This is a genomic window from Desulfomonile tiedjei DSM 6799 (genome assembly GCF_000266945.1).
In the GTDB taxonomy this organism is placed as follows: Bacteria; Desulfobacterota; Desulfomonilia; order Desulfomonilales; family Desulfomonilaceae; genus Desulfomonile; species Desulfomonile tiedjei.
Map to the genome: position 1 here is coordinate 6237631 of NC_018025.1, position 24159 is coordinate 6261789.

At 52.6% G+C, this 24159-nt stretch carries 21 protein-coding genes; 2 read left to right on the plus strand and 19 right to left on the minus strand.

The window, feature by feature from the left end; translation table 11 throughout:
* Positions 1-44: 44 nt before the first annotated feature.
* The 12 genes from DESTI_RS26850 to DESTI_RS26905 all read right to left on the minus strand — a co-directional run bounded on the left by DESTI_RS26850 (position 45) and on the right by DESTI_RS26905 (position 14805).
* Positions 45-971, minus strand: coding sequence for a beta-keto acid cleavage family enzyme (locus DESTI_RS26850; RefSeq protein ID WP_014813103.1), 927 nt, complete (start codon positions 969-971; stop codon positions 45-47).
* Positions 972-1004: 33 nt separating this feature from the next.
* Entirely contained in the window at positions 1005-2411 is a 1407-nt protein-coding gene (locus tag DESTI_RS26855) for a phytoene desaturase family protein (protein WP_014813104.1), read from the minus strand.
* Between the two features lie 40 nt (positions 2412-2451).
* Complete coding sequence (locus DESTI_RS26860; protein WP_157212288.1) at positions 2452-3309, minus strand: SpoIIE family protein phosphatase; 858 nt, start codon at positions 3307-3309, stop codon at positions 2452-2454.
* 73 nt (positions 3310-3382) lie between these two features.
* Positions 3383-4552, minus strand: a complete 1170-nt coding sequence (locus tag DESTI_RS26865) for an acyl-CoA dehydrogenase family protein (RefSeq protein WP_014813106.1) — start codon at positions 4550-4552, stop codon at positions 3383-3385.
* A 131-nt stretch (positions 4553-4683) separates the two neighbouring features.
* Positions 4684-6486, minus strand: coding sequence for an acyl-CoA dehydrogenase (locus DESTI_RS26870; protein ID WP_014813107.1), 1803 nt, complete (start codon positions 6484-6486; stop codon positions 4684-4686).
* A gap of 182 nt (positions 6487-6668) precedes the next feature.
* On the minus strand, positions 6669-8255 hold the full coding sequence (locus DESTI_RS26875) for a class I adenylate-forming enzyme family protein (RefSeq protein ID WP_014813108.1): 1587 nt from the start codon (positions 8253-8255) through the stop codon (positions 6669-6671).
* A 357-nt stretch (positions 8256-8612) separates the two neighbouring features.
* Complete coding sequence (locus DESTI_RS26880; protein WP_014813110.1) at positions 8613-9092, minus strand: Zn-ribbon domain-containing OB-fold protein; 480 nt, start codon at positions 9090-9092, stop codon at positions 8613-8615.
* 21 nt (positions 9093-9113) lie between these two features.
* Entirely contained in the window at positions 9114-10271 is a 1158-nt protein-coding gene (locus DESTI_RS26885; RefSeq protein WP_014813111.1) for a thiolase family protein, read from the minus strand.
* A gap of 11 nt (positions 10272-10282) precedes the next feature.
* On the minus strand, positions 10283-11425 hold the full coding sequence (locus DESTI_RS26890) for a thiolase family protein (RefSeq protein ID WP_014813112.1): 1143 nt from the start codon (positions 11423-11425) through the stop codon (positions 10283-10285).
* Between the two features lie 17 nt (positions 11426-11442).
* Positions 11443-11904, minus strand: coding sequence for a Zn-ribbon domain-containing OB-fold protein (locus DESTI_RS26895; RefSeq protein WP_014813113.1), 462 nt, complete (start codon positions 11902-11904; stop codon positions 11443-11445).
* Between the two features lie 104 nt (positions 11905-12008).
* Positions 12009-13232: a thiolase family protein gene (locus DESTI_RS26900; RefSeq protein ID WP_014813114.1), complete on the minus strand. Its 1224-nt coding sequence runs from the start codon at positions 13230-13232 to the stop codon at positions 12009-12011.
* Between the two features lie 31 nt (positions 13233-13263).
* On the minus strand, positions 13264-14805 hold the full coding sequence (locus DESTI_RS26905) for a long-chain-fatty-acid--CoA ligase (protein WP_014813115.1): 1542 nt from the start codon (positions 14803-14805) through the stop codon (positions 13264-13266).
* 472 nt (positions 14806-15277) lie between these two features.
* On the opposite strand from DESTI_RS26905, the gene DESTI_RS26910 reads away from it, so the two are divergent.
* Together DESTI_RS26910 and DESTI_RS26915 are read left to right on the plus strand one after the other, a co-directional pair.
* On the plus strand, positions 15278-16171 hold the full coding sequence (locus tag DESTI_RS26910; protein WP_014813116.1) for a 3-hydroxyacyl-CoA dehydrogenase family protein: 894 nt from the start codon (positions 15278-15280) through the stop codon (positions 16169-16171).
* Positions 16172-16181: 10 nt separating this feature from the next.
* A complete protein-coding gene (locus DESTI_RS26915) occupies positions 16182-16973 on the plus strand; it encodes an enoyl-CoA hydratase/isomerase family protein (protein ID WP_014813117.1) in 792 nt (263 codons plus the stop codon).
* Between the two features lie 583 nt (positions 16974-17556).
* Here the strand turns inward: DESTI_RS26915 and DESTI_RS26930 are convergent.
* The 7 genes from DESTI_RS26930 to DESTI_RS26960 form a co-directional block, all read right to left on the minus strand.
* Positions 17557-17745: a hypothetical protein gene (locus DESTI_RS26930; protein ID WP_014813119.1), complete on the minus strand. Its 189-nt coding sequence runs from the start codon at positions 17743-17745 to the stop codon at positions 17557-17559.
* A 9-nt stretch (positions 17746-17754) separates the two neighbouring features.
* Positions 17755-18024, minus strand: a complete 270-nt coding sequence (locus tag DESTI_RS26935; protein WP_014813120.1) for a hypothetical protein — start codon at positions 18022-18024, stop codon at positions 17755-17757.
* 323 nt (positions 18025-18347) lie between these two features.
* Positions 18348-18887, minus strand: a complete 540-nt coding sequence (locus tag DESTI_RS26940) for an HPP family protein (RefSeq protein ID WP_014813121.1) — start codon at positions 18885-18887, stop codon at positions 18348-18350.
* A gap of 133 nt (positions 18888-19020) precedes the next feature.
* Positions 19021-19323, minus strand: coding sequence for a zinc ribbon domain-containing protein (locus tag DESTI_RS26945; protein WP_014813122.1), 303 nt, complete (start codon positions 19321-19323; stop codon positions 19021-19023).
* Positions 19324-19592: 269 nt separating this feature from the next.
* Entirely contained in the window at positions 19593-21455 is a 1863-nt protein-coding gene (locus DESTI_RS26950) for an MtaA/CmuA family methyltransferase (protein WP_014813123.1), read from the minus strand.
* A gap of 171 nt (positions 21456-21626) precedes the next feature.
* Complete coding sequence (locus DESTI_RS26955) at positions 21627-22538, minus strand: tetrahydromethanopterin S-methyltransferase subunit H family protein (protein WP_014813124.1); 912 nt, start codon at positions 22536-22538, stop codon at positions 21627-21629.
* 193 nt (positions 22539-22731) lie between these two features.
* Complete coding sequence (locus DESTI_RS26960; RefSeq protein ID WP_014813125.1) at positions 22732-24123, minus strand: sigma-70 family RNA polymerase sigma factor; 1392 nt, start codon at positions 24121-24123, stop codon at positions 22732-22734.
* Positions 24124-24159: the final 36 nt, after the last annotated feature.

The window sequence follows — 24159 nt, forward strand, 5'->3', positions numbered from 1 at the left end:
ATGGGCGATCATGGTCGAAAGCTTTGCAGTGCTTTGAGCGCAGCCTAGAAAGCCACCTTCTCAATCCCTTTGAGCTTCAAGATTGTCCTCGCTTCCTCGGAGCTGGCAGGAATTTTCCCCAAATCTTCGCAAATACGCCTCATCTTGTGCACCAACTCAGCATTGCTCTTAGCGAGCTCGCCTTTGGCAATGAGAAGGTTGTCTTCCAGTCCCACGCGGACATGGCCTCCCAGTGTTAAGGCGATGGCTCCCATACGGAACTCATGAGGCCATCCGGTTCCTATGACGGACCACGTATATCGATCACCGAACAGACGGTCAGCAGTGGTCTTGAGATGAATCAAGTCATAGCCTGTTGCCTGAGATCCACCCATAACCCCAAGCACAAACTGCATATGCAGGGGATACTCGAGATACCCTTCCTGTGCGAGATACTGTGCATTGTACAGATGGCTTGTATCGTAAATTTCTAGTTCCGGCTTCGTATTATGATGCTTCATGATCGTTGTAATGGTTTCAAGGGAGGCAAATGTATTGGGAAATATGAAATCCCGGCTGCCTTCAACAGCAGGTTTTTCCCAGTCGAACTTCCATTCCTTGATCCGCTTGAGCAAGGGATGCATGGAGAAATTCATAGAGCCCATATTCAAGGAAGCGAGTTCAGGTTCGAACGTAGAAATAGTATCTGTTCTTTGTTCAATGCTCATGCCCGCGCCTGCTCCGGTCGTTATGCCAATAATGACATCGCAGCGGCTTTTGATTGAAGTAACAATCTGTCTATACAGATCGATACTCGCCGACGGCCGACCGTCTTGGGGATCACGAGCATGGATATGCACTACCGCCGCACCCGCTCCCCAGGCTTCCACTGCTTCATCAGCTATGTGTTCCGGCGTTATCGGAATGTACGGGCTCTGGCTGGGAAATGTCGCAGAACCGGTAATAGCTGCAGTCAAAATGATCTTTCCCATCGTATTCCTCGCTCAAACTTCGTGGCACTATGTTTACGTTGATTGTGTCAACGTGCTCAGTATGAGGTCTGCACAAAGCATGGCGCTCTTGGCAGCTCCGTTGGCAGCGAGTCCTCTCCCCACATAGGTGTCGCCGGCAAAAAAGAGATTGGTGACCCCTGGAGCCCTCAGACCTGGCTTGAAATTCCCAACAAGTCCCGGTTTTCTTGCCAGGCCGTCGCAGCCGTCCACATAGTAAGGAATGCGCCACTCGAGCTTGTCTTCAATTCCCGGAAACATTTCTTTGATGTCTTCCCACATGAGCTTGAGCAGTCGCTCGCGCTTGAACTTGTCCGAGGCTTCCGCATGTTCGCATACGATGTCAGTGTGCCAGAGTTGTTTTCCTTGCGGTGCGACCCCCGGTGAATAATTGGAAGCGGGAAATGCTTGGAAAGGCAGTTTTGCGTGATTGGTCTGAAGAGCAGTGAAGAAGCACAACTTGTCCGTAGGGACGACAGGTTCCTTGAGACCGATCATATACCCGACCAGGCCAGTGATCTCGTTCTGGATGTCTTGAATGCGTTTCACCCACCAATGGGGCAGAGGTGAGCGTTTCGTGGAAAAATCGATCACTTTGCCAAGTTGATAGATCGGCAGAGCGCAGACGACTCGATCCGCATACACTGCCCGAGTTTCAGGCATGCAATATTCAGCCTGATACGGATGAGATCCGATAGGAACACGCACCCCTAGTGCCCTACCATTCTTGATCAGTATCTCCTGCACCTCGCAAGCGACTTTTATTTCACTGCCACATTCCCGTATGACTTCTTCCAGTCCGCTGGTAAGTCCTTGCATCCCCGCCAGAGGATAACTCGCGGCTAGCAGCTGCTTGGCCTTTCTCAGGTTGTCTCTTGCGATATAGAGAACTTCTCCTGCCGCCATGTCAATTGCTGCCGGGATGGTAGTCATGATCATGCCGATGTCGGTAATGAGCTCCTTGAGTGGTTTCTGAGAAACATTTTCGGAGAGCCATTCTTCCAGCGATCGGTTGTCCCATGCTTCGATCTGAGTGTCACTCATGGAGGCTATGGTCTGAAGCAACGATTTGAAAGCAGTCTTGTCTTCCCTATTCATCGGAACCAGATCGGCGAGATTTTGGAATCTATTTCCATTCCAGAATTCAACGGTTTGGCTTAAGGAAGCCCATGAAACTTCTTTTCCTGCTCGTCTGTTGAGCTCGTGCGAGGAAGAGAGAGGACCCAACTCTATGAAATGCAACCCCGTGTCGACGGTCCACCCGTGACCGGGGTAGTCCGCGAAACAACTTAACCTCCCGCCTGGTGTCGGGAAACGGTCGAGAACAAGCACATGCTGACGTGCCTCTTTGGCTAGAATCGCTGCCACGCCAAGCCCGGCAATTCCTGCGCCTACGACGATCACATCATATTTTTCCTTCATGATTTTCTTGCCTCCTTTGCCGGACAACGGCTCATTCGTTTCAGAACACATGATCTATCCGCGATGAAGTTTCGGTGACACAGACGTAGGAGTCCAACGGGTACGTGGATCGACACCGTTCCGCATATGCCTTTTCTTCATAAGCGGTTGTGCCTCCCATGATTATCCTGGCATTGACATACTGCAAGCCACGCGTAGCAAGGGCTATTACTGCTGCATCATCTCGGAATCCTTGAGCTGTGCTGTCCGTATGCATGATCCTGTCGGGTATGTCTTCCACTTCATTGCACCTGATAATTTCAGTGAGCTCTCTTTTTTGAGCAGGCTCGTCCATGCCCTGAGAGACTCCGTCGGTAGCAAAGATCAGGATGCTGTCTGGCTTGAGTGTCAGGACAGCGGTTTGAAACAATTTCACCGTCTTGCCTATCATCCAAAAATTGTTCTCCGTCAAAACTCTCGCGGTCTGCTGCAACCTGTCGTATTGGTACAAGCGGCTGTCACCAGTATGGAAGAGAAGTGCAGTCAATCCATCAGAAGTCTTGAGCAGGTTCATGCCCGTAAACGTGCAACTTGCCGTGCCTTGCGTTGCCTGCATGATCTTTTCGCACCCCAAGTTTATCTTTTCGGCGACTTTCGCAAATTCTAGAGTGCGCTTCGTGAGTGCAGATGTTTCCCTTGAAATCTCGGAAACCAGGTTATCGAAATGGAGCAGAAATGCCTTCGATTGGCCCGGATCCCGCTCGGAACTGTCAGAGACGGCAAATACACCTGTCTCAAAGTTCAGTAGTACGCAATCTCCCGTGCCCGTCGCACCCTGCCCGGGACACGAGCCGGCTCGAACACGAGCGCCGGCCACTCCAGGCCATTTGAAGGATCTCCGATCGAAGTTCAAGTACATGAGCACTGGTACCTGTTCCTACTGTTCAGCGCTTTGAACGTGGCCATGCAGTCACACCAGGATGACGAACTCGTTAGACCGACCCCTTGCGCAAAAGCTCTCTGGCTACGATGAGTTTTCTGATCTCGGTGGTTCCTGCACCGATTTCCATCAGTTTTGCGTCACGCCAAAGCCTTTGCACCGGAAACTCTAGACAGTAACCATATCCTCCGTGAATTTGTACCGCTTCACTGCATATGGTGCTGTTGGCAATGGTGGCGAACATAACTGAAGCCGCGGCCAGCCGAGTCAGCTCAGTGCCTTTGCCTCCTCGCTTGGCTTCTTCTGCCATGAGCGCCGCCCGGTAGGTCAAACCCTGTGCTGCTTCATAAAGCGTATACATGTCTGCAAGTTTGGATTGAATCATCTGGAACTCAGCTATCTTTTTCCCGAATTGCTCCCGCTCCAGAGCATACTTGATGGAATAGTCAAGAGCTTGCCGGGCTGAGCCCACGGCCATAGCCGCCCCCATGATTCGTTCTATGTCCAGGCCTCGGGTCATCACCTCAACGCCTCGGTTCAGTTCTCCCACAAGGTTTTCGGCAGGGACTCTGCAGTTGTCAAAGATGAGTTCACTGGTGGGCGAGCCCCGCATGCCGGCCTTTTTGAGTTTTCGGCCAACCGAGAAGCCCTCGAATTCCTTTTCCACTATAAAGGCGCTGATACCGAAGGGGCCCCGTTCCGGTTCGGTCTTGGCGTAGACCAGAATGACATCGGCAATGGGTCCATTGGTGATGAACATCTTGGTGCCGTTGAGGACGAAGTAATCGCCGTCCTTCTCGGCCCGAGTCCGGATGCTCATGGCGTCACTACCTGCGTTCGGTTCCGTGAGAGCCAGGGCCCCGACCTTTTCTCCCGTGACCATCGCGGGCAGATATTTCCGTTTGAGGTAGTCGTTTGCATTCCGGTGGATATTGCCTGCACACAAATTGAAATGCGCACCGCACGAAAGCGCCAGTGCAGGAGAAATACGAGTGATCTGCTCAATGGCCAGTATCTCAGACAGGACATTGAGACCCGAGCCGCCGTACTCAGGATCGATCGCCACGCCCAGGATGCCAATGTCGCCAGCCTTGCGGAAGAAGTCCTTTGGCATCCAGTCTTCGTCATCGACCTTTTCGGCTATGGGGCCGAGCTCATTCAAGGCCCATTTGTAAATAGTATCCTGAAGCAGCTTCTGTTCTTCGCTGAATTGAATGCTCATCACTCATTTCTCCCGTCACTTGGACTCGGTATGCAAGAATCCTTGCCCTGGGATCGACGAACCCGTGGCGTTTCGTCGCCTTCGAAATCTTGAAGAGGCTCTCGGGATGTTTCTGCCAGGGACGCGTAAGATCAGTCCGAAAAAGTTGCCAAAGTTGCCTGAACGGTGAACCCGTCTGCTTCCAACAGACGTCTCGAGAGTCCTTCAGACTTTGGCAACTCGTAGTGGAAGAAGAATTGCATAGTCGCATGCTTTCCTGCGTAAAAGGCGGCTTCTTCCTGGGATACCTTTCCAGCCAAGGCTTTCAGCGCCGCTACCCCTTGCTTCAACCACTGCCACGCTATGGCCACGATTCCGAACAGCTCCAGATAAAGCGTCGCGTCTGCCAGAAACCGCTCTCGGTTTCCCTGCCTTCCCAGAGTGACGAGCTGCTCAGTCACACGTGTCAAGATTTGCGTTGCCTGCTCTAACCGTTCGGCGTAAGCTCTCAAACTATCGACTCCTGACGCTGCTCGTATCGTCTCCGTAACCTCTTTCACGAACAGGGTGAAAGCAGCTCCGTCTTTGATGACTACTTTCCGGCCCAGTAGATCAATACCTTGAATACCGGTGGTACCTTCGTGAATCGGATGGATGCGCATGTCTCGGTAGAACTGTTCCAAGGGAAATTCATCGCAATATCCGTACCCTCCCAGTATTTGCAGTCCCTGACTCACGCTTATGATGCCCATCTCGGACGGATAGGATTTGGCTATAGGTGTGAGCAAGTCCAACAGCAGAGAATACCTTCCTTTCTCTTCGCCTTCGGTAACCTCCACGAGATCCGAGTACCTGCCGCATTGCAGGAGCAGAGAAACAGCGCCTTCTACGATAGCCCTCTGCAGGAGCAGCATGCGTTTGACGTCAGCATGTTCGATGATGGGGACCTGCGGTTGCGACGGCTCCTTGTCCGCGAGCCGGCGCCCTTGAGGTCTTTCCTGAGCATAGGCGAGCGATGCGTAGTACGCAGCAGACGCTATGGCCGCAGCGCCTAAGCCTACTTCAATGCGGGCGTTGTTCATCATCTGGAACATGTAGCTCAGTCCCTTGTGTGGCTCGCCCACCAGCCAGGCCCGGCAGTCCTCGTTTTCGCCAAAAGAGAGATGGGTAATGGGGCAGCCCCGGTAACCGAGCTTGTGGAACACTCCGGCAGTGTTTACGTCGTTGAATGCAAGATCTTTTCCCTCCGGCCTCATCCTGGGAACCACGAACAGACTGATACCCTTGACCCCGGCTGGAGCCCCTTTGATTTTGGCCAGCATGAGATGCACCACGTTGTCCACGCCGTCGTGATCGCCAGCAGAAATGAAGATCTTTTGACCTCTAACCTTGAAGTACCCCTCATTCGTGGGTTCGGCCGCAGTGACGATGTCCGCCAGGGAGCTGCCGGCCTGGGGCTCGGTCAACGCCATGGTGCCCTGCCACTTGCCTGCGTACATACGGGGAAGGTATTGCTCCTGGAGTTCGGCCGAACCGAAGGATTCGATCAGGTGAGCCGCTCCTGCTGTGAGCATGGGATACACGCTTGCGGAGTAGTTGGCAGCAGCCCACGTGAACACGCAGGCAGCAATGATTGACTGTGGGAGCTGCTGTCCACCCAGATCGAGCGGTGCAGCAGCACCGATCCAGCCTCCCTCTCCGCACTCGGCCATGAATTCCCGGACTACCGGATTGACTTTCACGCGACCGTCCACGTACTCGGGGGGTTGCTGATCCATTTCGCGCAGCTTTGGCCGCAAGAGTTCCCGAGCCACACGAAATGCAGTGTCCAAAACCATGTCGAACGTGTCCCGATCGTGATCCTCAAATCGAGGATATCGAACGAGCGTCTCAACATCATGCACGTTGTACAATAAGAAACGGATATTCCGGAGGCTGACAAAGGTGTCGGACATGAGTATATCTCCGCAGCGAAGATGACGATCCTGGGCTCATTGGCTTCTCAAATGGGCCTAAGCTCTTAGCGTCAGTAACTCGATCAACGCTAGGGGGGTGAATCCGGGTCGATCCACAGCGGCCTTGCTTTCAGGCTCGATGCCCCTTTGGCCTGCATGAAGCCATCCAATTCTTTCTTGGTTCAAATGCCGTTCTTTTCAAAATCTTCTTTGAGTTTTGATTTCATCACCTTGCCCGCGGGGGTCAAAGGCAATTCCCTGCAAACAACCACCTGCTTGGGTACCTTGTAATCGGCCACATGCTCTTTACAGAAACTCACTATTTCCTCCGGTAATAACTCTTCATTCGGCTTGGGCACGACATAGTATCGACCGATCTCGCCCATTACAGCATCCGGCACCCCTATTCCTGCGACCATGCCGACCTTCGGGTGAGAGGAAATCACGTTCTCCACCTCAACGGGGTAGACATTGTATCCTCCCTGAACGAACATTTCTTTCAGCCGACCTTTGAGATAGATGTATCCACGCTCGTCGAGATAACCCAGGTCACCGGTATGAACCCACCCATCTGCGTCAAAGGTTGCCCCAGTCTCTTCTGGTTGGCCGAAATAACCCGCAGCAGCCATCCTCCCCTTGAAGAGTAGCTCGCCCACCTCTCCTCCGGGGACATCGGTACCGTTGACATCTACTACCTTTACCTGAATCATCCCCATGGGTTTTCCTATGGAGTGTACCGTGGAATCAAAGTCTGAATCCCAAGGGCTCATCACTACTGCCCCCGACGTCTCGGAAAGGCCGTAAAGGTTCATCACCGTGGCGTTGCGATAGACTTCGCGCAACTTGGTCAGAAGATTCGGATCAGCATTAGAGCCCCCTGTGATTACCACACGAACCTTTTCCACCGGAGCACAACCCATTTCTTCTTTCATTAACAGGAGAGTGTGCATGGTGGGGACCCCAATGATGAGGGTTGGGGGATGAGCTTCAAACATTTCGATCATTTGGTTCGGATTGAACACGGGAACCAACTCGATAAGCCCTTTGCCCAAGAGCATGGTCAGAATGCAGCAGGTAATTCCCCCAACGTGGTTCAATGGCATGGCCATTTGAAGAATATCATGCTCGTCCACCTGAAGATGTTCGGCTTCAGCTAGGGCAGCAGCAAGCATGGACTCATGGGTCAGCACTGCTCCCTTCGGTCTACCCGTGGTGCCCGAGGTGTATATGATCATGGCAGGGTCAGAAGGCTGAACTTGGGCTTTTGCCTTGTTCAGGGCCGGAAGATCGACTTCCGTCTGCATAAGCGCCTCAAAAGAGTGGCTTCCTTGGAAGCCGCCGCCCCCGACGAAGATGAAGTCGGAAACGCGCGGGACTTTGTTCCGAAACTCGTCAAGGAAACGGACATAGTCCATCTGATCCCCTAAGGCGGCAATTGTGACCAGTCCCCGCGTGCCGGATTGGTTGAGGATGAATTGCAGCTCACTCTCGCGATAACGCACACTCAACCCGACAACGATCACTCCAATCTTTGCGGCGGCAAAATAGGCGTACAGCCACTCAGGTTGGTTGAGACCTATGACGCCCAAACGATCTCCTTTTCGGAATCCGAGCATCAGTAACCCTGCTGCCACTCGGTCCGAGATCTCGTCCATCTCCCTGAAGCTGATGTCTCGTCCCTCATAAACGTAGGCTACCCGATCGGTCATGACTCTGGCGGCTTCCCTGAGCGCCTCTCCTACGACAATCGTTCCAGAAGGTAATGTCATATCGATCTCTCCTTTCAGCGATCACTCCTAGGCCTTTATCCTATCTAGCCACGGGTTGCGGAAACTGTCTCAAAAGTCAGAGTTTATTCTGGATCGTGGCACGACTTTCTCATCATGTCCCGGCCCTATTGTAGGGGCGCCCCTCGTGGGTGCCCGGTAGTGACCGGCCTCCGTGCCGGTCATTGCAGAAGGGCAGGCACGAGACCTGCCCCTACAGGAATGATGAATCGTGGCACGATTTTTGCGCATTCGAGAATTTTGAGACACTTTCTGCGTCTCGGTTACTACCGGATAAGACATCAGGGCCTCAACTCATGAGACTATTCCACTTGATCAGCCGGGGTACGTGCGATCTGTTCAGTCCAGGATTCTGAAATGCTTGATATCTTGAATATTCCCCTGCATTTCTTCTTTGTCCCTGAATACAGCTTCTACCTTCATGCCTACAGCGATCTTTTCCACGTTCGTCTCGTTTATGACGTGGTAAAAGATATTATCGGATCCGTCTATTCTGATACATCCATAGGTATAGGGAATAGGACGTTGCACGCCCGTGGCCGGATCTGGAAACGGATAGTTCACTACGGAAAAGGCCATGATGGTCCCCATGTTCGGTAGAGCAACAAATTCCTCCATTTCGTTCCAACAAGGAGCGCATAGTCTTCGTGGTGGCACGTACACTTTTCCGCATTGCGGGCAACGAATCCCTACAAAACGCTGGTGCTCCTTGATTTCGTGAAAAAATACGCTGCCATATTTCCCAATAGACCATTCGTATGGCATGGGAGTACTAAAGGTTTGTGTTAGTAACCGACCGTAATCCCGTTCAGTTGTCATGGTCGTTTCTCCTTGATCCTCTCACGGGCGTACTGCGCCCAAGATCACCACATCGGACCAAAAACATCCACCGAAACCCGTAGCCAATGCCACTTTCACATCGGGAACCTGCCTTTGACCGGCCTTTCCCATGACCTGACCAGCAGCCTCCGCTACCCTTAAAAGAGCAGTTGCACCAATACAATTGGTACTAATGACTCCCCCGGACGGGTTGATGGGTATTTTACCGCCCATATTGGTGTGCCCGTCCGCAATGAAACCTGGTCCTTCTCCTGGGCCGCAGAACCCTAAGTCCTCAATCCATTTAAGCCCGGCATAGGAATAAGGAAGGTACAGTTCAGCCACATCGATATCGTCCGCAGGATTTCTGATTCCCGCTTGCTGATACGCGTCCCTGGAAGCTCCCTGCAGGGAAGCCAGCCCCGCGTTGTAGTCTACATCCCCGAACCAGGTGTACGTGTGGCGCACAGCACAGGCTTTTATCCAAGCAGGTTTGGGAGCGATCTTCTGGGCGACTCCGTCTGCGGCAAAGACGACAGCGGCCGCCCCGTCTGTTCTTGGGCACACGTCCAGCAACTTGATTGGATATGCGAGCATAGGTGACGTCATTACATCTTCTATGGTAATAGGTCTTCGAAGATGTGCATGAGGATTGTTCAGAGCATGAGAGCGATCTCTTACCGTTACTCTCGCGGCATCCTCCTGAGTTGCGCCATACTGTTTCATGTAAGCGCTGGCTTCCGTTGCTAGACTTGGTATTGCGCCGGAATACGAGAACCGATCCCAGATCGGATCGCTACATGTGATGATGGCAGCGGTGGTATCACTTTCGGAGTTCTTCTCCCACCCAATTGCGAGCACTTTGTCGAACAGCCCCGAGGCTACGTGATAATATGCAGCAATGGCTACCGAGGTGCCTGTGGTACCGCCGGTGGTCACCTTCATGATCGGCTTCATGATTCCGCCGGAACCCTCAACGCTCCAGGTGTCCACATAATTGATGGACTCGAAATGATCCATGTTCCCGATGACCACCGCATCAATGTCATGAATTGACAACTCACAGTCGTCCAAAGCCCTTGTTACGGCTTCATATATCATCTCACGACCGTTTACGTCCGGCCTATGGCTTCGGTGATCCGTTTGTCCTGTGCCTACGATTGCAACCCCTTGCGCCATGTTTTTGCCTCTCACTTCTCTGAACTCAAAACCCACACGCAGTGACTCTGGCCACAGGGTCCGTTGATGCCGTGCGCTAACGCAGTCTTTGCGCCTGGTACCTGACGACGTTCAGCCTCGCCTCTCAACTGGATCACAGCTTCAATAATCCTCGCTAACCCCGCTACGAGCACTGCATGGGACGAGAGTACGCCTCCAGAGGGATTTACCGGCAATGTACCCGACATGCTGGTGATGCCTTCATCGATCAGTCTGTATCCTTCACCTGGGTTGCAGACTCCCAGTCCTTCCAGCCACAAGGGTTCCATGTAGCTGAACGCGTCGTACAGTTCCACCACGTCCAGATCTTTCATGGGGTCGGTAATCCCGGCCATGGCATACGCCCTGCCGGCAGCGTCCCGAAGGGCCATGGGATCTGCTAGATCTCTGTCCCCAAGGAAATACGCATCGGCACAATGGGCAACACCCTTTATCCAAACAGGTTTAGTCTTGGTCTTTGAGGCATGGGATTCGTTGGCAATAATGATGGCAGCCGCTCCGTCGCTTATCGGACTGCAGTCTAGCAGCTTAAGAGGATCGGCTATCTTTCGCGAACCCATGACTGCTTCGACCGTCAAATTCATAGGCAGGTGAGCGTACGGGTTGTTTTGGGCATTGCCATGGTTCTTCACCGACACCTGTGCAAAGGACTCTTCTCTAATCCCATAGCGGTCCATGTATGCATTTGCCTGGAGAGCGGACGCCGTAATGGACTCTAAGCCAAGGGAACGTTGATAGATTGGGTCGAACATGCCGTTGGTGATGTACGCCATCTCACCTTCGCTTCCTTTGGAATGGGCCACCACCAATGTCGTCTTGAAACCGCCCAGCACTCGCATTGCTCCGTAAAAAGCTCCGAATGTTCCGTCCCCTTCCACTGTCGAAATGTTTTTGTTGCATGCACCGGCAGCCTCGCCAACTGCCATTGACGATATGGTCCTTCCGTCGAGGAAGTCGTTTGAAACGGTGATGACATTGTCTATGTCTTTCAAGGTAAGACCGGCATCGTCCAAGACCTCTTTGGTCATCTCGAAAACGAGATCGTAAAAAGTTTTGTCCTTCTTTCTTCGTTCATATTTGGTTTGTGCAATACCGACTACCGCTATATTGTCCATGTCCTTCTCCGTAAGGGTCAGATGATCTGAAAGGAATCGATGTCGAGGATGTGCCCTGTTCGCTCACTCGGCTCCTTGAACTTGGCTTTGACACGAACTCCATTTTTCAGTCTGCCCAAATCATCCTTGATGATATGGATCAAGCTCACATCTGCACCATCGAGACGAATCAAGGCGTATGCAAAAGGCGGTTCCACCGGCTGAAGAGGATATTTGAAACGAACGACGCTGTAAGCCGACACAGTCCCCTGATCGCTCAGTTCCACGAACCCATCGATGTCGACGAAACATCTGCCGCAGTTCTTACGTGGCGGGACATAGACGGTGTTGCATCGGTGGCATCGATTGCCTAGTATCTTCGCCTCGTCCCTGAGAGAAATGAGAAACCTGCTACCTACTTCGCCCACCCACCATGTGTATGGTACGGCAATCTGCCCTTTGAGGGTCAGAGGCTCAACTTGATCGAGATTCACGGTCATGACCTGTACTCCTGCTTTCGTGCAGCCACTAATGCCGAGAGCCTACTCATATGATTTTTGACGAATGCCGCCAGTTAAACGAAACCCGCTCTGCTCACCTCGGTTTAGACCTCGACCACGATTGCCTCTCCCTGTGAAAGGCCTCCGCATATGGCCGCCACTCCGGTTCCGCCACCGCGCCTCATCAGTTCGTACATCAGAGTCATGGTGATGCGGGCACCGCTCGCGCCCACCGGATGCCCAATGGCGATTGCCCCGCCATTTACGTTGGTCTTTTCTTTCAAGGCCTGAAACTTTTCCAGGTCGTTTCCTGCCAGCATCTTCAAAGACACCAGCGTTACCGCAGCGAAGGCCTCGTTGATTTCGATCAGATCCATTTCACCAACGGTCTTGCCTAGCTTGGTCAACATTTTCTCAATGGCCTGAGCAGGGACACATGCCATGTACTTGGGAGCGCCGGCGGCGCATTCGCAGGCATTGATGGAGGCAAGTGGTTGGAGGCCAAGACTCTCCGCCTTGGCTCGGCTCATGATCACAATGGCCGATGCTCCCGAATTTAATCCCGGAGCATTGCCGGCAGTGACGGTTGGGCTGCCGTAGACGGTACTGAGCTTTGCCATTCTTTCCGGACTCAAGTTGTCCCTTGGAGACTCGTCCCTCTCCATGCTGAGTGGATCGCCCTTCTTCTGGGGAATCTTGACGGGCATTATCTCTTCGCCGATTCTGAACTTACCTGCCTCGTAAGCCTGATGCCATTTCGCATGGCTGCGCATGGCCCACTCATCCTGCATCTCCCGGGAAATTCCATATTCGACAGCCACATGTCCGGCATCGGTTGCAACCGGTGCAAAGCCCTTACGACCATATCCCAGCTCAAACAGGACATCTTCCAGCTCAATAGGTCCCAACCGGTTGCCCCACCTGGTTTTTGCCGCACTGGCAATGAAGGGAACGTTGCCCATATTCTCAGCTCCGGATGCAATCACCACTTCCGCATTTCCGGCTTTTATCGCTCTGTACCCCAGCCTCAGTGCTGTCATGGAAGAACAGCACGCTCGATCGATGGTCAGCGATATCGTATCCTCAGGGAACCCAGCGAGCAGTGTTATTTGTCTGGCCGGGACATTGGTGTAGATTGCGTACTCGGCCGGGATGCAGGTTCCGTAGTAGACTTCGTCCACGTCCCTAGCATCCAGATCTACACGACGGAGGACCTCTTTCAGGACCATCACGCTGAGATCTATGCTATCAGTGCCCTTCAAAACGCCGTCAAATCTGCCGAATGGTGTTCTAACGGCACTGACGATGACTACATCGTTCGCGTCCATGAGTTGTCACCTCGGTTGGGTAGGATGGAAGTTACTCGTCACTGAGTTGTTGTCTCAGTATCCTCTTCTGAACTTTGCCCGTAGGAGTGAGTGGCAGGGCCTCCATGAATTTCACTGTCTTGGGAATCTTGTACCGTGCCATTTTGCCTTGGCAAAACTCGAGAACTTGTTGTTCATCTAGGCTGCAGCCAGCCTGCGGGACTACGAGAGCCATCGGAGTCTCACCCCACTTTGGGTCAGGTTGTCCTATGACTGCCACCTGACTGACCCCGGGAACACCGGCGATAATCTTCTCTATTTCAGCAGGATAAATATTCTCTCCCCCTGAAATGATCATGTCCTTCAGACGATCTACGATGTATACAAAGCCCTCTTCGTCCATCGTGGCCACGTCACCTGTGTGCAGCCAGCCTCCTCGAAGCGTGTGAGTACTTTCTTCCGGTAGATTCCAATACTCTCTCATGATGTTCTTACCCTGGATAATCAATTCGCCTGGTGTGCCAGGGGGAACTTCCTTGTCGTCCAAATCGACTACTTTAACTTCTGTGAAGAGAAAAGGTTTGCCCGCTGATCCGACCTTCCTCGCCACATCGGCGCCCATTAGCTGACATCCAGGGCCGCAAGCTTCCGTGAGGCCAAATAGCTGTTCGACGTGGAGGCCGATAGCTGTACTCGAATCCAGAAGCGAAACAGGTATGGGTGCCCCGGCCAGAGCTATCCAACGAAACGCTGAAAAATCGGAGAATCCCTTTTCGGGAACCTGAAGCATCAGATGTAGTATGGTCGGAACCATAAGCGAATTGGTAATCCGCTCGGATTCGATGACCTTCCAATACAATGACGGGTCAAAGGCCTTGGTCGTCACCGTCGCTATGCCGCAATAAACGGACATAACCGCGGGCATGAGAGCACCGACATGGAAAAGAGGCAGGGCAACCAGGAATCGATCGCTCTGGCGCATTTCCCATGTGGCCGCCATAGTGAGCGCGGCCCAGAGTACGGTATTGTGTGTTTGAACAGCGCCCTTGGGCAGCCCGGTCGTCCCTGAGGTGTACATGATAAATAGAGGATCGTCCTCGAAACCGGAACGTTCCGGCTCCGTTTCGACGGCTTTGGTTTTCAATTCTTCAAAATTGTGCCCAAACGTGTCAGTTTCGGAACCGTTTCCGGCGTGAACCCAATTCACTACGTCGGTAGCAGTCGCACCCTTTGCCCGGATTTCAGCTACCACCTTCTGAAAGTCGTTTCCGTACACCAGTGTCTGAGTTCCAGAATCCTTAATAATGTACGTGAGCTCATCAGCTACCAGTCTAATGTTGAGTGGCACACATACAGCTCCGATCTTTGCGATGGCGAAAAAGAGCTCCATGTACTCCGCACTGTTCATTAACAGGATGCCCACTCTGTCGCCTTTCTTGACACCGATACTCGCAAGCGCGTTGGCAGTTCGATTCGCGTTCTCGTTGAACTGCGAATAAGTGAGTCTCTTGTTCTGATGGACGTCAATAAAGGCCTCCTTGTCCGGATGCAAGAAAGCTCGCTTTGACAACAGATTTCCGACGTTGTTTCTCATTCTCCGCCATCCTTTCTGTCCCTGCTTTATAGGAAGGAACGCGAGACAGGATCAGGTAGCCCCGATGCGTTCCAGCTTTTCCTCGATCCGTAAAAGAAAAATGGCCAATTGATTACCACTCGTTATCATACAGATAGTGAAGAGGATTCAACCAGAGTTGTCAAGATCTTTTTTCAAAAGGCGGAGAAAAATCGCGGACGTCGCTCCAGGTTGTCCAGCTATATGCCTTTTGTGAGCGCTTTTCATGGCGCTCACTGCTCGCTTAGCAGCGTATGAGCGAAGATGCGGGGCAGCTAGAATTGTGTTGACACGCTCGCCACTGACTGATATCCTTCTGAATATGCCTCGCCTACAAAACTTCTCCGAGCGATCATAATGCGAGGCAATGGGTAAGGGGCGTTGAAAACGAACGTCGATCCAGATGGGAGAAAGCTCCTCGTAGATTTCTTCCGATTCGGATGGGAGGATACTCATGGAAATCGAGAAATTGACCGTCCTAGGGGCCGGAACGATGGGGCGTGGAATTGCTCAGACAGCAGCGGTTTCCGGCCTTGAGGTCTCGTTGTATGACATTGATCAGCAAATGCTCGACCAAGCGGCTTCATCAGTGAAAGCCAACATCGAGAAGCATTTCGTGGCGAAAGGGAAGATGTCCCGTGAGGAGGGGGATGCCGTCGTTTCGCGCATATGCACACATACAGATCTCAGCAAGGCTGCGGAGCAGGCCGATTTCGTCATCGAGGCAGTACCTGAGAAGATGGAGTTGAAAAAGAGTCTCTTCGCTCAACTAGACCAGATCTGTCCTCCCCACACTATCCTAGCCACAAACACTTCCGTCATGTCTGTCACGGCGATCGGCGGCGCAACCAAGCGCGGAGAGAAATGCATTGGGACTCATTTCTTCAATCCGGCTGCAGTCATGAAGCTCGTTGAGGTGGTTACCCCGCTTGGGGTGTCGGAAGAAACGATTGAGACTACACTAGCCCTGTGCAGAAAAATGGGGAAGACTCCGATTAAGGTTAAGGACATCCCCGGTTTCATTGTGAACCGCTTGCTTATGGGACTCTATATGGAAGCGGCTCAAATGGTTCTGGAAGGAACGGCAACGGCTGACGAGATCGACATTGCCATGAGGCTGGGAGCAGGCCACCCCATGGGTCCTTGTGAGTTGGCCGACTTCGGTGGATTTGATGTCATTCAGATGGCGAGCGATGAAGTGTTTTCCTACACCCATCGAGAGAACGATCGCCTCAACATCTTGTACAGGAAAATGCTGGAGGCAGGCCGCCTCGGCAGGAAGAACGGCAAGGGATTCTACGACTACATAGAGGACGGCACCAAAAAGCCGTTCAAGTTATTCTCGTGAGGATTACACAATGACAAACGCTTATGAGGATATCAAGCTCACGACGGACGGGATGATTGCAACCATCACTGTCGATCGTCCCCACTTGCTGAATGCCATTCGCTATCATACCATGTTGGAAATTGACGACGCACTCGATGCAATCGAGTCGGATGAGTCCGTTCGTGTCGCTGTCCTCACCGGTGCAGGTACGAAGGCTTTTGTGTCTGGGGGCGACATTTCCATCATGGCCAAAGGTCTTGAATATGTTCAAACCCTTTCAGAAGTTCCAAAGGGTCAGGAGGTATGCTCACGGATTGAAAATTTTCCGAAGCCCGTAATAGCCAGAATCAACGGGTACGCTCTTGGCGGTGGAACCGAGTTGGCACTGTGTTGCGACATCCGGATAGCTGTCGAAAGCGCCAAAATGGGACTGCCAGAGATCAAGTTGGGAATCATCCCCGGATACGGTGGGACGCAGCGTCTTCCACGCCTCATTGGGGTGGGGCGCGCCAAGGAGCTTATCCTGACAGGTGATCGCATCACAGCCCAACAGGCCCTTGAATATGGATTGGTGAACCGAGTGGTCCCGATGGCGGAGCTTAACAAAACCGTTTACGAGTTCGCACAGAAAATGGCCTCTTACGGCCCCGTGGCACTCCAGATGGCTAAGGCGGCAATCAACAATGGCTTGCAGGCCGATATGAGAACGGCTTTGCAGCTCGAAGCACGCTGTTATTCGATTTGTTTCGCAACGGAAGACCGAGTCGAAGGCATGAATGCCTTTCTCGAAAAGAGGAAACCGAACTTTCAGGGCCGTTGAGAAGCAACTGCCAGTTTTCCGGCAAACCAGTCACTGTGGAAGGCAGCAAGAAGCTTGGCGCACAGCGAAGGCCCGGCCAAAATCAAATCCGGTCATCCGGACATCTAAGGATAGGATTCTGTTCTTGTAACTATTCGATTATACAGAGGCACGCCAATCAGGACCGCCATTGCGATCCCGATTTCTTGGGCATTGTACAGCGATATGCAGGAGAACGCGTGCACCGAAACGGGGAAAAGAAAGCCGCAAATATAATAGGTGCGGCGAAACGAGTACAGGCGGGCAATCACAGGGAACGTAGGTAGTGGAGGAAATTCCGCAGAGTGAGACAGTCAAGCTGTTCCAGCGTGGCAACTCCTTCCTCTTTCAGTATTCGTTGCAAATGCTCAGGTGGAAATGCTTTGATAAGCATAAGAACTTCGAACTCGGCAAGTTCGATGCCCGAGATTCCTCTATCAGGCATTTCGTGGCGATCCAGTATGCGCTGCCCCCTCATTCTGCTGATGGTTCAGAAGCTTTTAATCCAGGTGCAGCTTAATCGCGTCCTCTTCAGCCCTCACGGCGATTTCGCAGTCATCGAACTCTACCTCTCCGCTTCAAAGGTGAGACTCAATGGGGATTGACGTTGCAGCCGAACATTCTTGCCGCTGATGGAAAAGATCAGGCCATCCCGTGAAACGGAAACGCTGCCACGATCCAGTTCCACGGCGACCTTATGCTGCACAGGCTCCACGCGGGGTTCAATCTGTACAGGTTTGGCTCTGGTAGCCATTTCGACCTCCTACCATTCCTTGCAAGGACCGACAAACGGGCATTGCCCGTACTGCCAATCCTCTTTAGGAAAGAAGACTTCCTTCTTGATACCGTGCCACACGCTCTTAACCAGTTTCAGGAAGCGGTCTCGATCAGCGTTGGTGCGGGTTGTCTCGTACCGTATCAGCTCGGGATTCTGGGGCTTCAGGAGCACGTCCAGTCGAAAGCGTGTGTCTCCATTGAAACCGAGTGTCTGTGCTCCTAACGAATAACAGGTGAGCTGCACACTACCGTGCATAGATCATGAATGGATGATCAAGATGCTCGAGGAACGCATCGATGATAAACCGTTTCTTCGCCTCATTCGCAAATGGCTTCGAGCTGGGATATTGGAGACAGACGGCACCGTCCCGCGGGCGATGGATTTGGAGTCTTAGCTCTACGAGAATGTCCACTGTTCGTTTTCGAGTGAGACAATCACGTAGATGGAGCTGCACTCCCAGGGGGCCTCGAACCGTGACGGTCGCTTCGAAGTAGCGTGATGCAATTCGTCAATCGGTTCGTGTGTTCTTTGGAAAACTTGTAGCCAAGTGACAGAAAAGGAAACGCCCGTGCGATCCGCTAGAACCAGAATTCAGGGTAACGCCTGTGGTTCCCAATATTGTTAAATGCAAGTGCGATGAGCAGGAGGAACAACGCCCCTGCTCCGACTGGCGCAAGCACATAGAAAAACCCGAGATCGTGAATTTTTTCAGGGCCAATGACTGCAAAAAGTGCTGTGGCTCCCCCCGGTGGATGGAGCGTTCTCGTCACCTGCATCAGCGCGATAGCAGTGGCAGTTCCAATTGAAGCCGCAAGCAATGGATGCCCGTGGAGGATCTTGAAGGACAAAACTCCGACAAGCGCTGAGATCACGTGCCCTCCAACAAGACTTCGCGGCTGGGCGAAGAAGTGCCGTCTGTTGCCAAACACGAGAACCGCCGAGGCACCAAAGGCACTTATGAGCGCAAATGCAGCCTCACCGTCCGGAATATTGAAGTGGGCAAAACCCAGACCAGTGATTCCGAGAAATGCGCCCAACCACAAACGCCAGATGTCACGAAGAGCGGTTTTTTCGGTATACCCGGATTGGTCTTGTCGTTCTTTCGAAGAGTGCTCCATAGTATCTGCTCCAGATAGCACGCCCAGAGCATTCGCTACCACGGAAAGCAGCATGCACTACAAAACTGAACGGCTACCACGCATTCTGTTTTTTCTGGGCAATGACTCGAGTGAAGCGATCAGCACATCCGATTCATTCTGGCTCAGTCTTTCCAAGGGCAGCATCGACCTGTGCTTGGAACGGGTTGGGCCTTGTCAGTTTGACTGCGCAACGGCAGGCATGCGTATGCCCGCAAGACTTGGCTCCTTGGGGACGGATGCGCTTTCCGTTCGCTGCTCTGGAGGATGAGACGACACTAAACATAGAAACTTCCGACGCCTTCATCACACCACCGCACTGAACACAGAGGAGTTCCAGTTCATTCTTCGTCCTTTGATCGACGAGCACGTCGCGACTTGCGGAACATTCGGCACAAAAGAACTCATAGATCGGCATGCTGTCTCTCCTTCCTCGAATCAAACTTGCTGACGCCGGTTTTTTTGAGGCGACTCTCCGGTGGTAAGCCCTTCATTTTGGAGTGACGCTGTAAGCATTGGCTATGGGACTTCGCCGAGGAGGGTGTACACACCCTCCTGTTCTTCGAGAAGGCCCAGCATCTAGTGTTTGCGTCCTGTAGGTAAGAGAGCTAATCACTCGCTACGAACGCCCATCTTGAAAAGCCTATTTGACCTCGCGAATGGCACTCCTATTTCGAGATCGTAACACTAGACTGACGATTCTTGTGCAAGTGCCGAGACATGGTCCTTCACCAAAGCCACCGCTGCGTTGGCGTCGGAGCCGTACTTCACGCCCATCTTTGCGGCAATCTGATCATTCATGGCGGCTCCTCCGACTATCACGAGGTACTTTCCAGGCTGCTCTTGCGCCTTGAGCGCATCAACGGTTTCTTGCGCGTAAACTACCGACGAGTTGGTCATCACCGACATGCCAATAGCGACTGTGTTGTGAACCTGAGCAGCTTTAACAAACTGTTCGGCTTTCACGTTCTTACCCAAATCAATCACGTTGAATCCGCTGGCTTTTAACATGAGGACTACGAGGTTCTTTCCTATATCCTGTGCGTTACCTCGAACCAGCCCCACAATCACTGTCTCCTTTTTTCTCTCTCCCGCGGCGCCAGCTTCAAGTAGCGGAGTCAGGATGACCATCGCCTTTTCCATGGTCTTGGCCGACTTTAACATGTCGGTAACGAAACGTTCGTTGCGCTCGTACAGGTCTCCAGCCATCTTCATCCCCAAGGACAGGCCGTCGAAGATGATCTGCTGAGGGGACAGGCCCCGCTCAAGGCCCTTGCTGGTCCATTCGACCACCTTTTCTCCGTCATATTCCAGAATCGCGTCTGCCAGATTGAAGAATACCTCTTCTTCCGGAGATCTCTCAGCTACCCGGGCCTTTTGAATCCCCATCCTGACTAAGGGGTCGCTCTCCGTGGAGATCTTGCGCATGCCCGGATGTTGCGGGTGGCCAGGCAGGTAGACTTTGCTGAGGTCACCCAGGGCCTCTACATCCATCGGGTATTTGATTGACGCGCACGTATCGATCAACGCTCGCAAGTTTTCGTCAGGCACCGTCCAGTCGATATCGCACCCCGGCATGACGATGAATCCGCCATTGTATCCAACCTCGGCTGCCAGTTTCTTCACCTCGTTGGCCACGTCCTGGGGGGTGCCGTGAGTAAGCGTCGAGTAAGGACTGAGAGTGCCCATCAGCGACATCTGACCGCCTATGGCTCGCTTCGCGACATCCGCTCCAGGGTAAAGGTCGCCGTTGAAATTGACGCATCCGCTAGTGACGACGTCGGACCAAATCGGTTCGGTATATGTGCAACAGTGGGAGAAGGGGAATCCTCCGATTTCCTTGATATAAGCGAACAGATCTTTCTGGTAAGGCAGTCCGAACTCGCGGAACATGTCGGGCGGAAGAATATCGCAGGAACAGAAGGGATCGGGGACATTTACCACATCGACTCCCGCTTCGACCATCATTGCCGCAATGCTCTTCGCGTTGTCGAGGCAGAGTTCGATAATTTCCTTGGCAAACTCCGGATCTTCTGCCAGGAAGGTGAAAAACTCGTCTGTGCCTGTCACCATTTGGGCTGTGGTGATAGGACCGCAGACCGGCGTGGCCAGCACATGGGTATCTTTCAGTCCTGCTTTGATATACGTACGGATTTCCTGTTGAATGGCTCTCATGCGCCCTTTTTCGGGATTGAACCCTTTCGAGAAATAAGCTTCCTTCAGGCGATAAAAGTCCTCTTTGGTTGGCGCAGGGTGTTGGACCAGGGAGGGCTGCGCATATGGGAGGTACTCCAACACCGCTCCCAGATTTTCCACCGGTACCAATATGTCGGTGCCGGCCACTATTACGTCGCCTCCAAACTTCTCAAGAGCCTTGATTTTGGCTCTGGCTTGTGCCTCGCCATCAAAGAGTACCTGGTCGACCCTGACACCTCCCTCGCGAATGCCGCGTGACAAGAACAGGGGATTTACAGGTACTTGGTCGGGCAGCGATTCCATAGTTACTGCCACAATAGCTCTTTCTCGGCTGGTCATTTTCGGTATGCTCATTCCGATCCACTCCATTGGCAAGATTATGTTGTTTCCGAATCAAGAAAAGGATTTCTTAACATCTAATCGCATGGATTAGTTTCTATGACCTCACCTCCTTTTCCCCACCAGCCGAAGTGCCTCAAGCCGGGTGCTCCTATCGACTGCAGGAAGGAAACCATTCAAACGGCCTTAAGTGTTCTCTGACGACAATTTGAACATTTTCCATAGGGCATGTTCTCTTGGCAGAGTCACTCCGTCCAATTCCTGGGCTGCAAAGCCGTAGAACACTTCCGCGGTTCCGGCAACATGAGCCGCCACTGCGGCCTTCTCGATAATGCCGTAATGCAAGAAATCCCCTCCAGCGGCTCGGCAAGCTACAAGGGCGGCAGCCAATGACAAATCGACCCATTCTCGACCAAGGTTACTTAGACCTGTCCATTGGGAAAAGCAGTTAGAGAAGGCACATCCCGCCGGATAGCCGAACCGCTCCCGAACAGCGCTTATCTGACGAAGATTCAGTCCCACAGAGGGAGGATCCATGGTTCCAACGTCGACGATCGGCACAGTGACGTCGATCTCCTTCAACATGGGACTGAAAAACGATTCAATCATTTCACAGGTTCCTTCGGGTGTTGGGTTGCCCACATCGGCGGCGAGGAGCATGACAGCGGCTGGGCGTTGGCGGCCCAAGGCCTGCAGTTCAGAGCTTTCCGTGTCCTCATTAAGCGACGCATAGATGCATTGCCCCAGAATTTGAAGCTTGGCGGCGGCTTCGAGTCCCGCAAGACGCACCTCTGCCTCGGTAGAGTTGATAAGCAATGGCAGGCTGGTACGCTTGCCGACAAATTCTAGAAACCTCTCCATTGCTTCTGCGGTCGCGGCGATGACGTCAAACCCCATCTGGACTCCGTAACGTCCACTAAGCGTGTTTACTCGGTCTACCAAAGCGGCTGCGCGGCGTGCATCAAATTCCCCCGAGAAGGAATCAGCAACAATCGAGTGCTTGTCATAGAAAATGCTGCCCACCACCAAACCGGTCGTAGATCCGTGCGGTCCTCCTATGGTTGCGTTCCCAATCCTAATGGGATGATAATCTACCAAGTCGGGTTCCTCCCTTGGAAATGGCGATCGCCACTGAGTCAGTGCCTGGATGAGACCAACTCGTCACATCCCCTCTAATCGTGTTTCACAAAAGAGAGCGATCTCAGGAAAAAAAGGTTCGGTTCAGATGATTTTTTTCGGGGGGCCGCGGGACGGAATGTCAGAGACTTACACCCCATTTCCGGACGTCGAGCTAGATGAAGTCAGACCGAACAAATCTGTCCAAATCGCAAGGTCGGTCTAAAACACCGGTATTAAGCGCCAGGCTCATCAAAGATTCAATTCGGCTTCGATCGGGCTCTATTTCATTGAAGGAGATGTCGGTTCCCGTAAGCACCTCTAGGATGATCTTGGCAGAGACACCCGTATATTGCTCCTGTATCTTGGAGCAATGTTCGGGCGCTTTCCTGATATACGCATTTGCCGCGCGAAGCAGTCTAAGATAATCCACAAAAATTTCGCATTCTTTATCAACAAACTCTTCCCTCACAACCAGAATGCAGCAAATGTGTCCAGGCAGTATATCTTTTGACCTCGCGTAGATTTGGCCCATGCCCTCGCAGGCAGCTTTGGTGTTCCAGGGTTCCGCGCATAAGAAAGCGTCGATGTCGGACGAGGCCAGAGAGCTGAGAAGATACGAAGGCCCCAGATACTTGGCTTGCATTCCGGACAAAGGTCTTTTCGGGGAGACTTCTATCAGGCTGGAAAGCATCAAACCATGTGTCGAGACAATGTGCGGCATGCCTACGCGGCGCCAGGACGAAGTCCGACGGCTCATCTCATTATTTCTCACAGTTATGGCACTCCCCTCATGGTGGGCGTCCATGACATAAAGGATTGGAAGTCCTTCATTGCGGAGGGCCATGGCCAAAGGAGCCATGATAAAGGCAGCGTCCAGCAATCCGCCTCGAAGAGAGGATGCCAGGCTCGACCAGGACAGATATTTTTTGAGATGGATTTCAAAGTTCTGGTGATCGTGAATTGAATGCGACACCATAGCCATGAGATGATCTGATACCGGCAGGTATCCAACTCGAATAACAGGCCGATGCTGATCTTTGACTTTCTGAACGATCTTGTCTCTTGCATCATTTAGGCGCCTTTTTATGGTTCCTTGGGGTACACCAAGCATGTCTGCGATTTCCTTGTAGGAACGGCCAAAGACATAACGTTGAACGCACGCCTCACGGCTCACACCTTCCAAAGACGCCAAAACGTCTGCCACCATGGATCGGGTCTGGAGACTAACCATGGCCTCCAGAGGGCTGGGCTGGCAATCGACAACCTCGCCTAGGAAATCCAGGTCGACTGGGGAGAACATCTGCCATTGTCTTTCGAGACGATTACAACAAGAAGAAAGAATCCTTCTGAACCAGGCAGGGAACGCACTCAAATCCCTGAGATCCGAAAGCTGCGCATAGACCATTAGAAAAGCCTCCTGCACAGCATCCTCCGCCAGTCCTGTGTCTCTCAGCCGTCGTTTTGCCAAGGCAACTGCCATTTCCTGAAATCGGATGACCAATTCTGAAAACGCTCCCTTGTCACCCGCTGCCGCAGACTGAACGATTTGCTGAAGATTCTTCATACTGGGCCTATTTCATTGTTAATATGGCCAAATCCA

Excerpts from the sequence above, each read along its gene's own strand:
- DESTI_RS26850 (WP_014813103.1), bottom strand. The coding sequence starts at position 971 with ATGGGAAAGATCATTTTGACTGCAGCTATTACCGGTTCTGCGACATTT.
- DESTI_RS26855 (WP_014813104.1), bottom strand. The coding sequence starts at position 2,411 with ATGAAGGAAAAATATGATGTGATCGTCGTAGGCGCAGGAATTGCCGGG.
- DESTI_RS26860 (WP_157212288.1), bottom strand. The coding sequence starts at position 3,309 with ATGTACTTGAACTTCGATCGGAGATCCTTCAAATGGCCTGGAGTGGCC.
- DESTI_RS26865 (WP_014813106.1), bottom strand. The coding sequence starts at position 4,552 with ATGAGCATTCAATTCAGCGAAGAACAGAAGCTGCTTCAGGATACTATT.
- DESTI_RS26870 (WP_014813107.1), bottom strand. The coding sequence starts at position 6,486 with ATGTCCGACACCTTTGTCAGCCTCCGGAATATCCGTTTCTTATTGTAC.
- DESTI_RS26875 (WP_014813108.1), bottom strand. The coding sequence starts at position 8,255 with ATGACATTACCTTCTGGAACGATTGTCGTAGGAGAGGCGCTCAGGGAA.
- DESTI_RS26880 (WP_014813110.1), bottom strand. The coding sequence starts at position 9,092 with ATGACAACTGAACGGGATTACGGTCGGTTACTAACACAAACCTTTAGT.
- DESTI_RS26885 (WP_014813111.1), bottom strand. The coding sequence starts at position 10,271 with ATGGCGCAAGGGGTTGCAATCGTAGGCACAGGACAAACGGATCACCGA.
- DESTI_RS26890 (WP_014813112.1), bottom strand. The coding sequence starts at position 11,425 with ATGGACAATATAGCGGTAGTCGGTATTGCACAAACCAAATATGAACGA.
- DESTI_RS26895 (WP_014813113.1), bottom strand. The coding sequence starts at position 11,904 with ATGACCGTGAATCTCGATCAAGTTGAGCCTCTGACCCTCAAAGGGCAG.
- DESTI_RS26900 (WP_014813114.1), bottom strand. The coding sequence starts at position 13,232 with ATGGACGCGAACGATGTAGTCATCGTCAGTGCCGTTAGAACACCATTC.
- DESTI_RS26905 (WP_014813115.1), bottom strand. The coding sequence starts at position 14,805 with ATGAGAAACAACGTCGGAAATCTGTTGTCAAAGCGAGCTTTCTTGCAT.
- DESTI_RS26910 (WP_014813116.1), top strand. The coding sequence starts at position 15,278 with ATGGAAATCGAGAAATTGACCGTCCTAGGGGCCGGAACGATGGGGCGT.
- DESTI_RS26915 (WP_014813117.1), top strand. The coding sequence starts at position 16,182 with ATGACAAACGCTTATGAGGATATCAAGCTCACGACGGACGGGATGATT.
- DESTI_RS26930 (WP_014813119.1), bottom strand. The coding sequence starts at position 17,745 with ATGGCTACCAGAGCCAAACCTGTACAGATTGAACCCCGCGTGGAGCCT.
- DESTI_RS26935 (WP_014813120.1), bottom strand. The coding sequence starts at position 18,024 with ATGCACGGTAGTGTGCAGCTCACCTGTTATTCGTTAGGAGCACAGACA.
- DESTI_RS26940 (WP_014813121.1), bottom strand. The coding sequence starts at position 18,887 with ATGGAGCACTCTTCGAAAGAACGACAAGACCAATCCGGGTATACCGAA.
- DESTI_RS26945 (WP_014813122.1), bottom strand. The coding sequence starts at position 19,323 with ATGCCGATCTATGAGTTCTTTTGTGCCGAATGTTCCGCAAGTCGCGAC.
- DESTI_RS26950 (WP_014813123.1), bottom strand. The coding sequence starts at position 21,455 with ATGAGCATACCGAAAATGACCAGCCGAGAAAGAGCTATTGTGGCAGTA.
- DESTI_RS26960 (WP_014813125.1), bottom strand. The coding sequence starts at position 24,123 with ATGAAGAATCTTCAGCAAATCGTTCAGTCTGCGGCAGCGGGTGACAAG.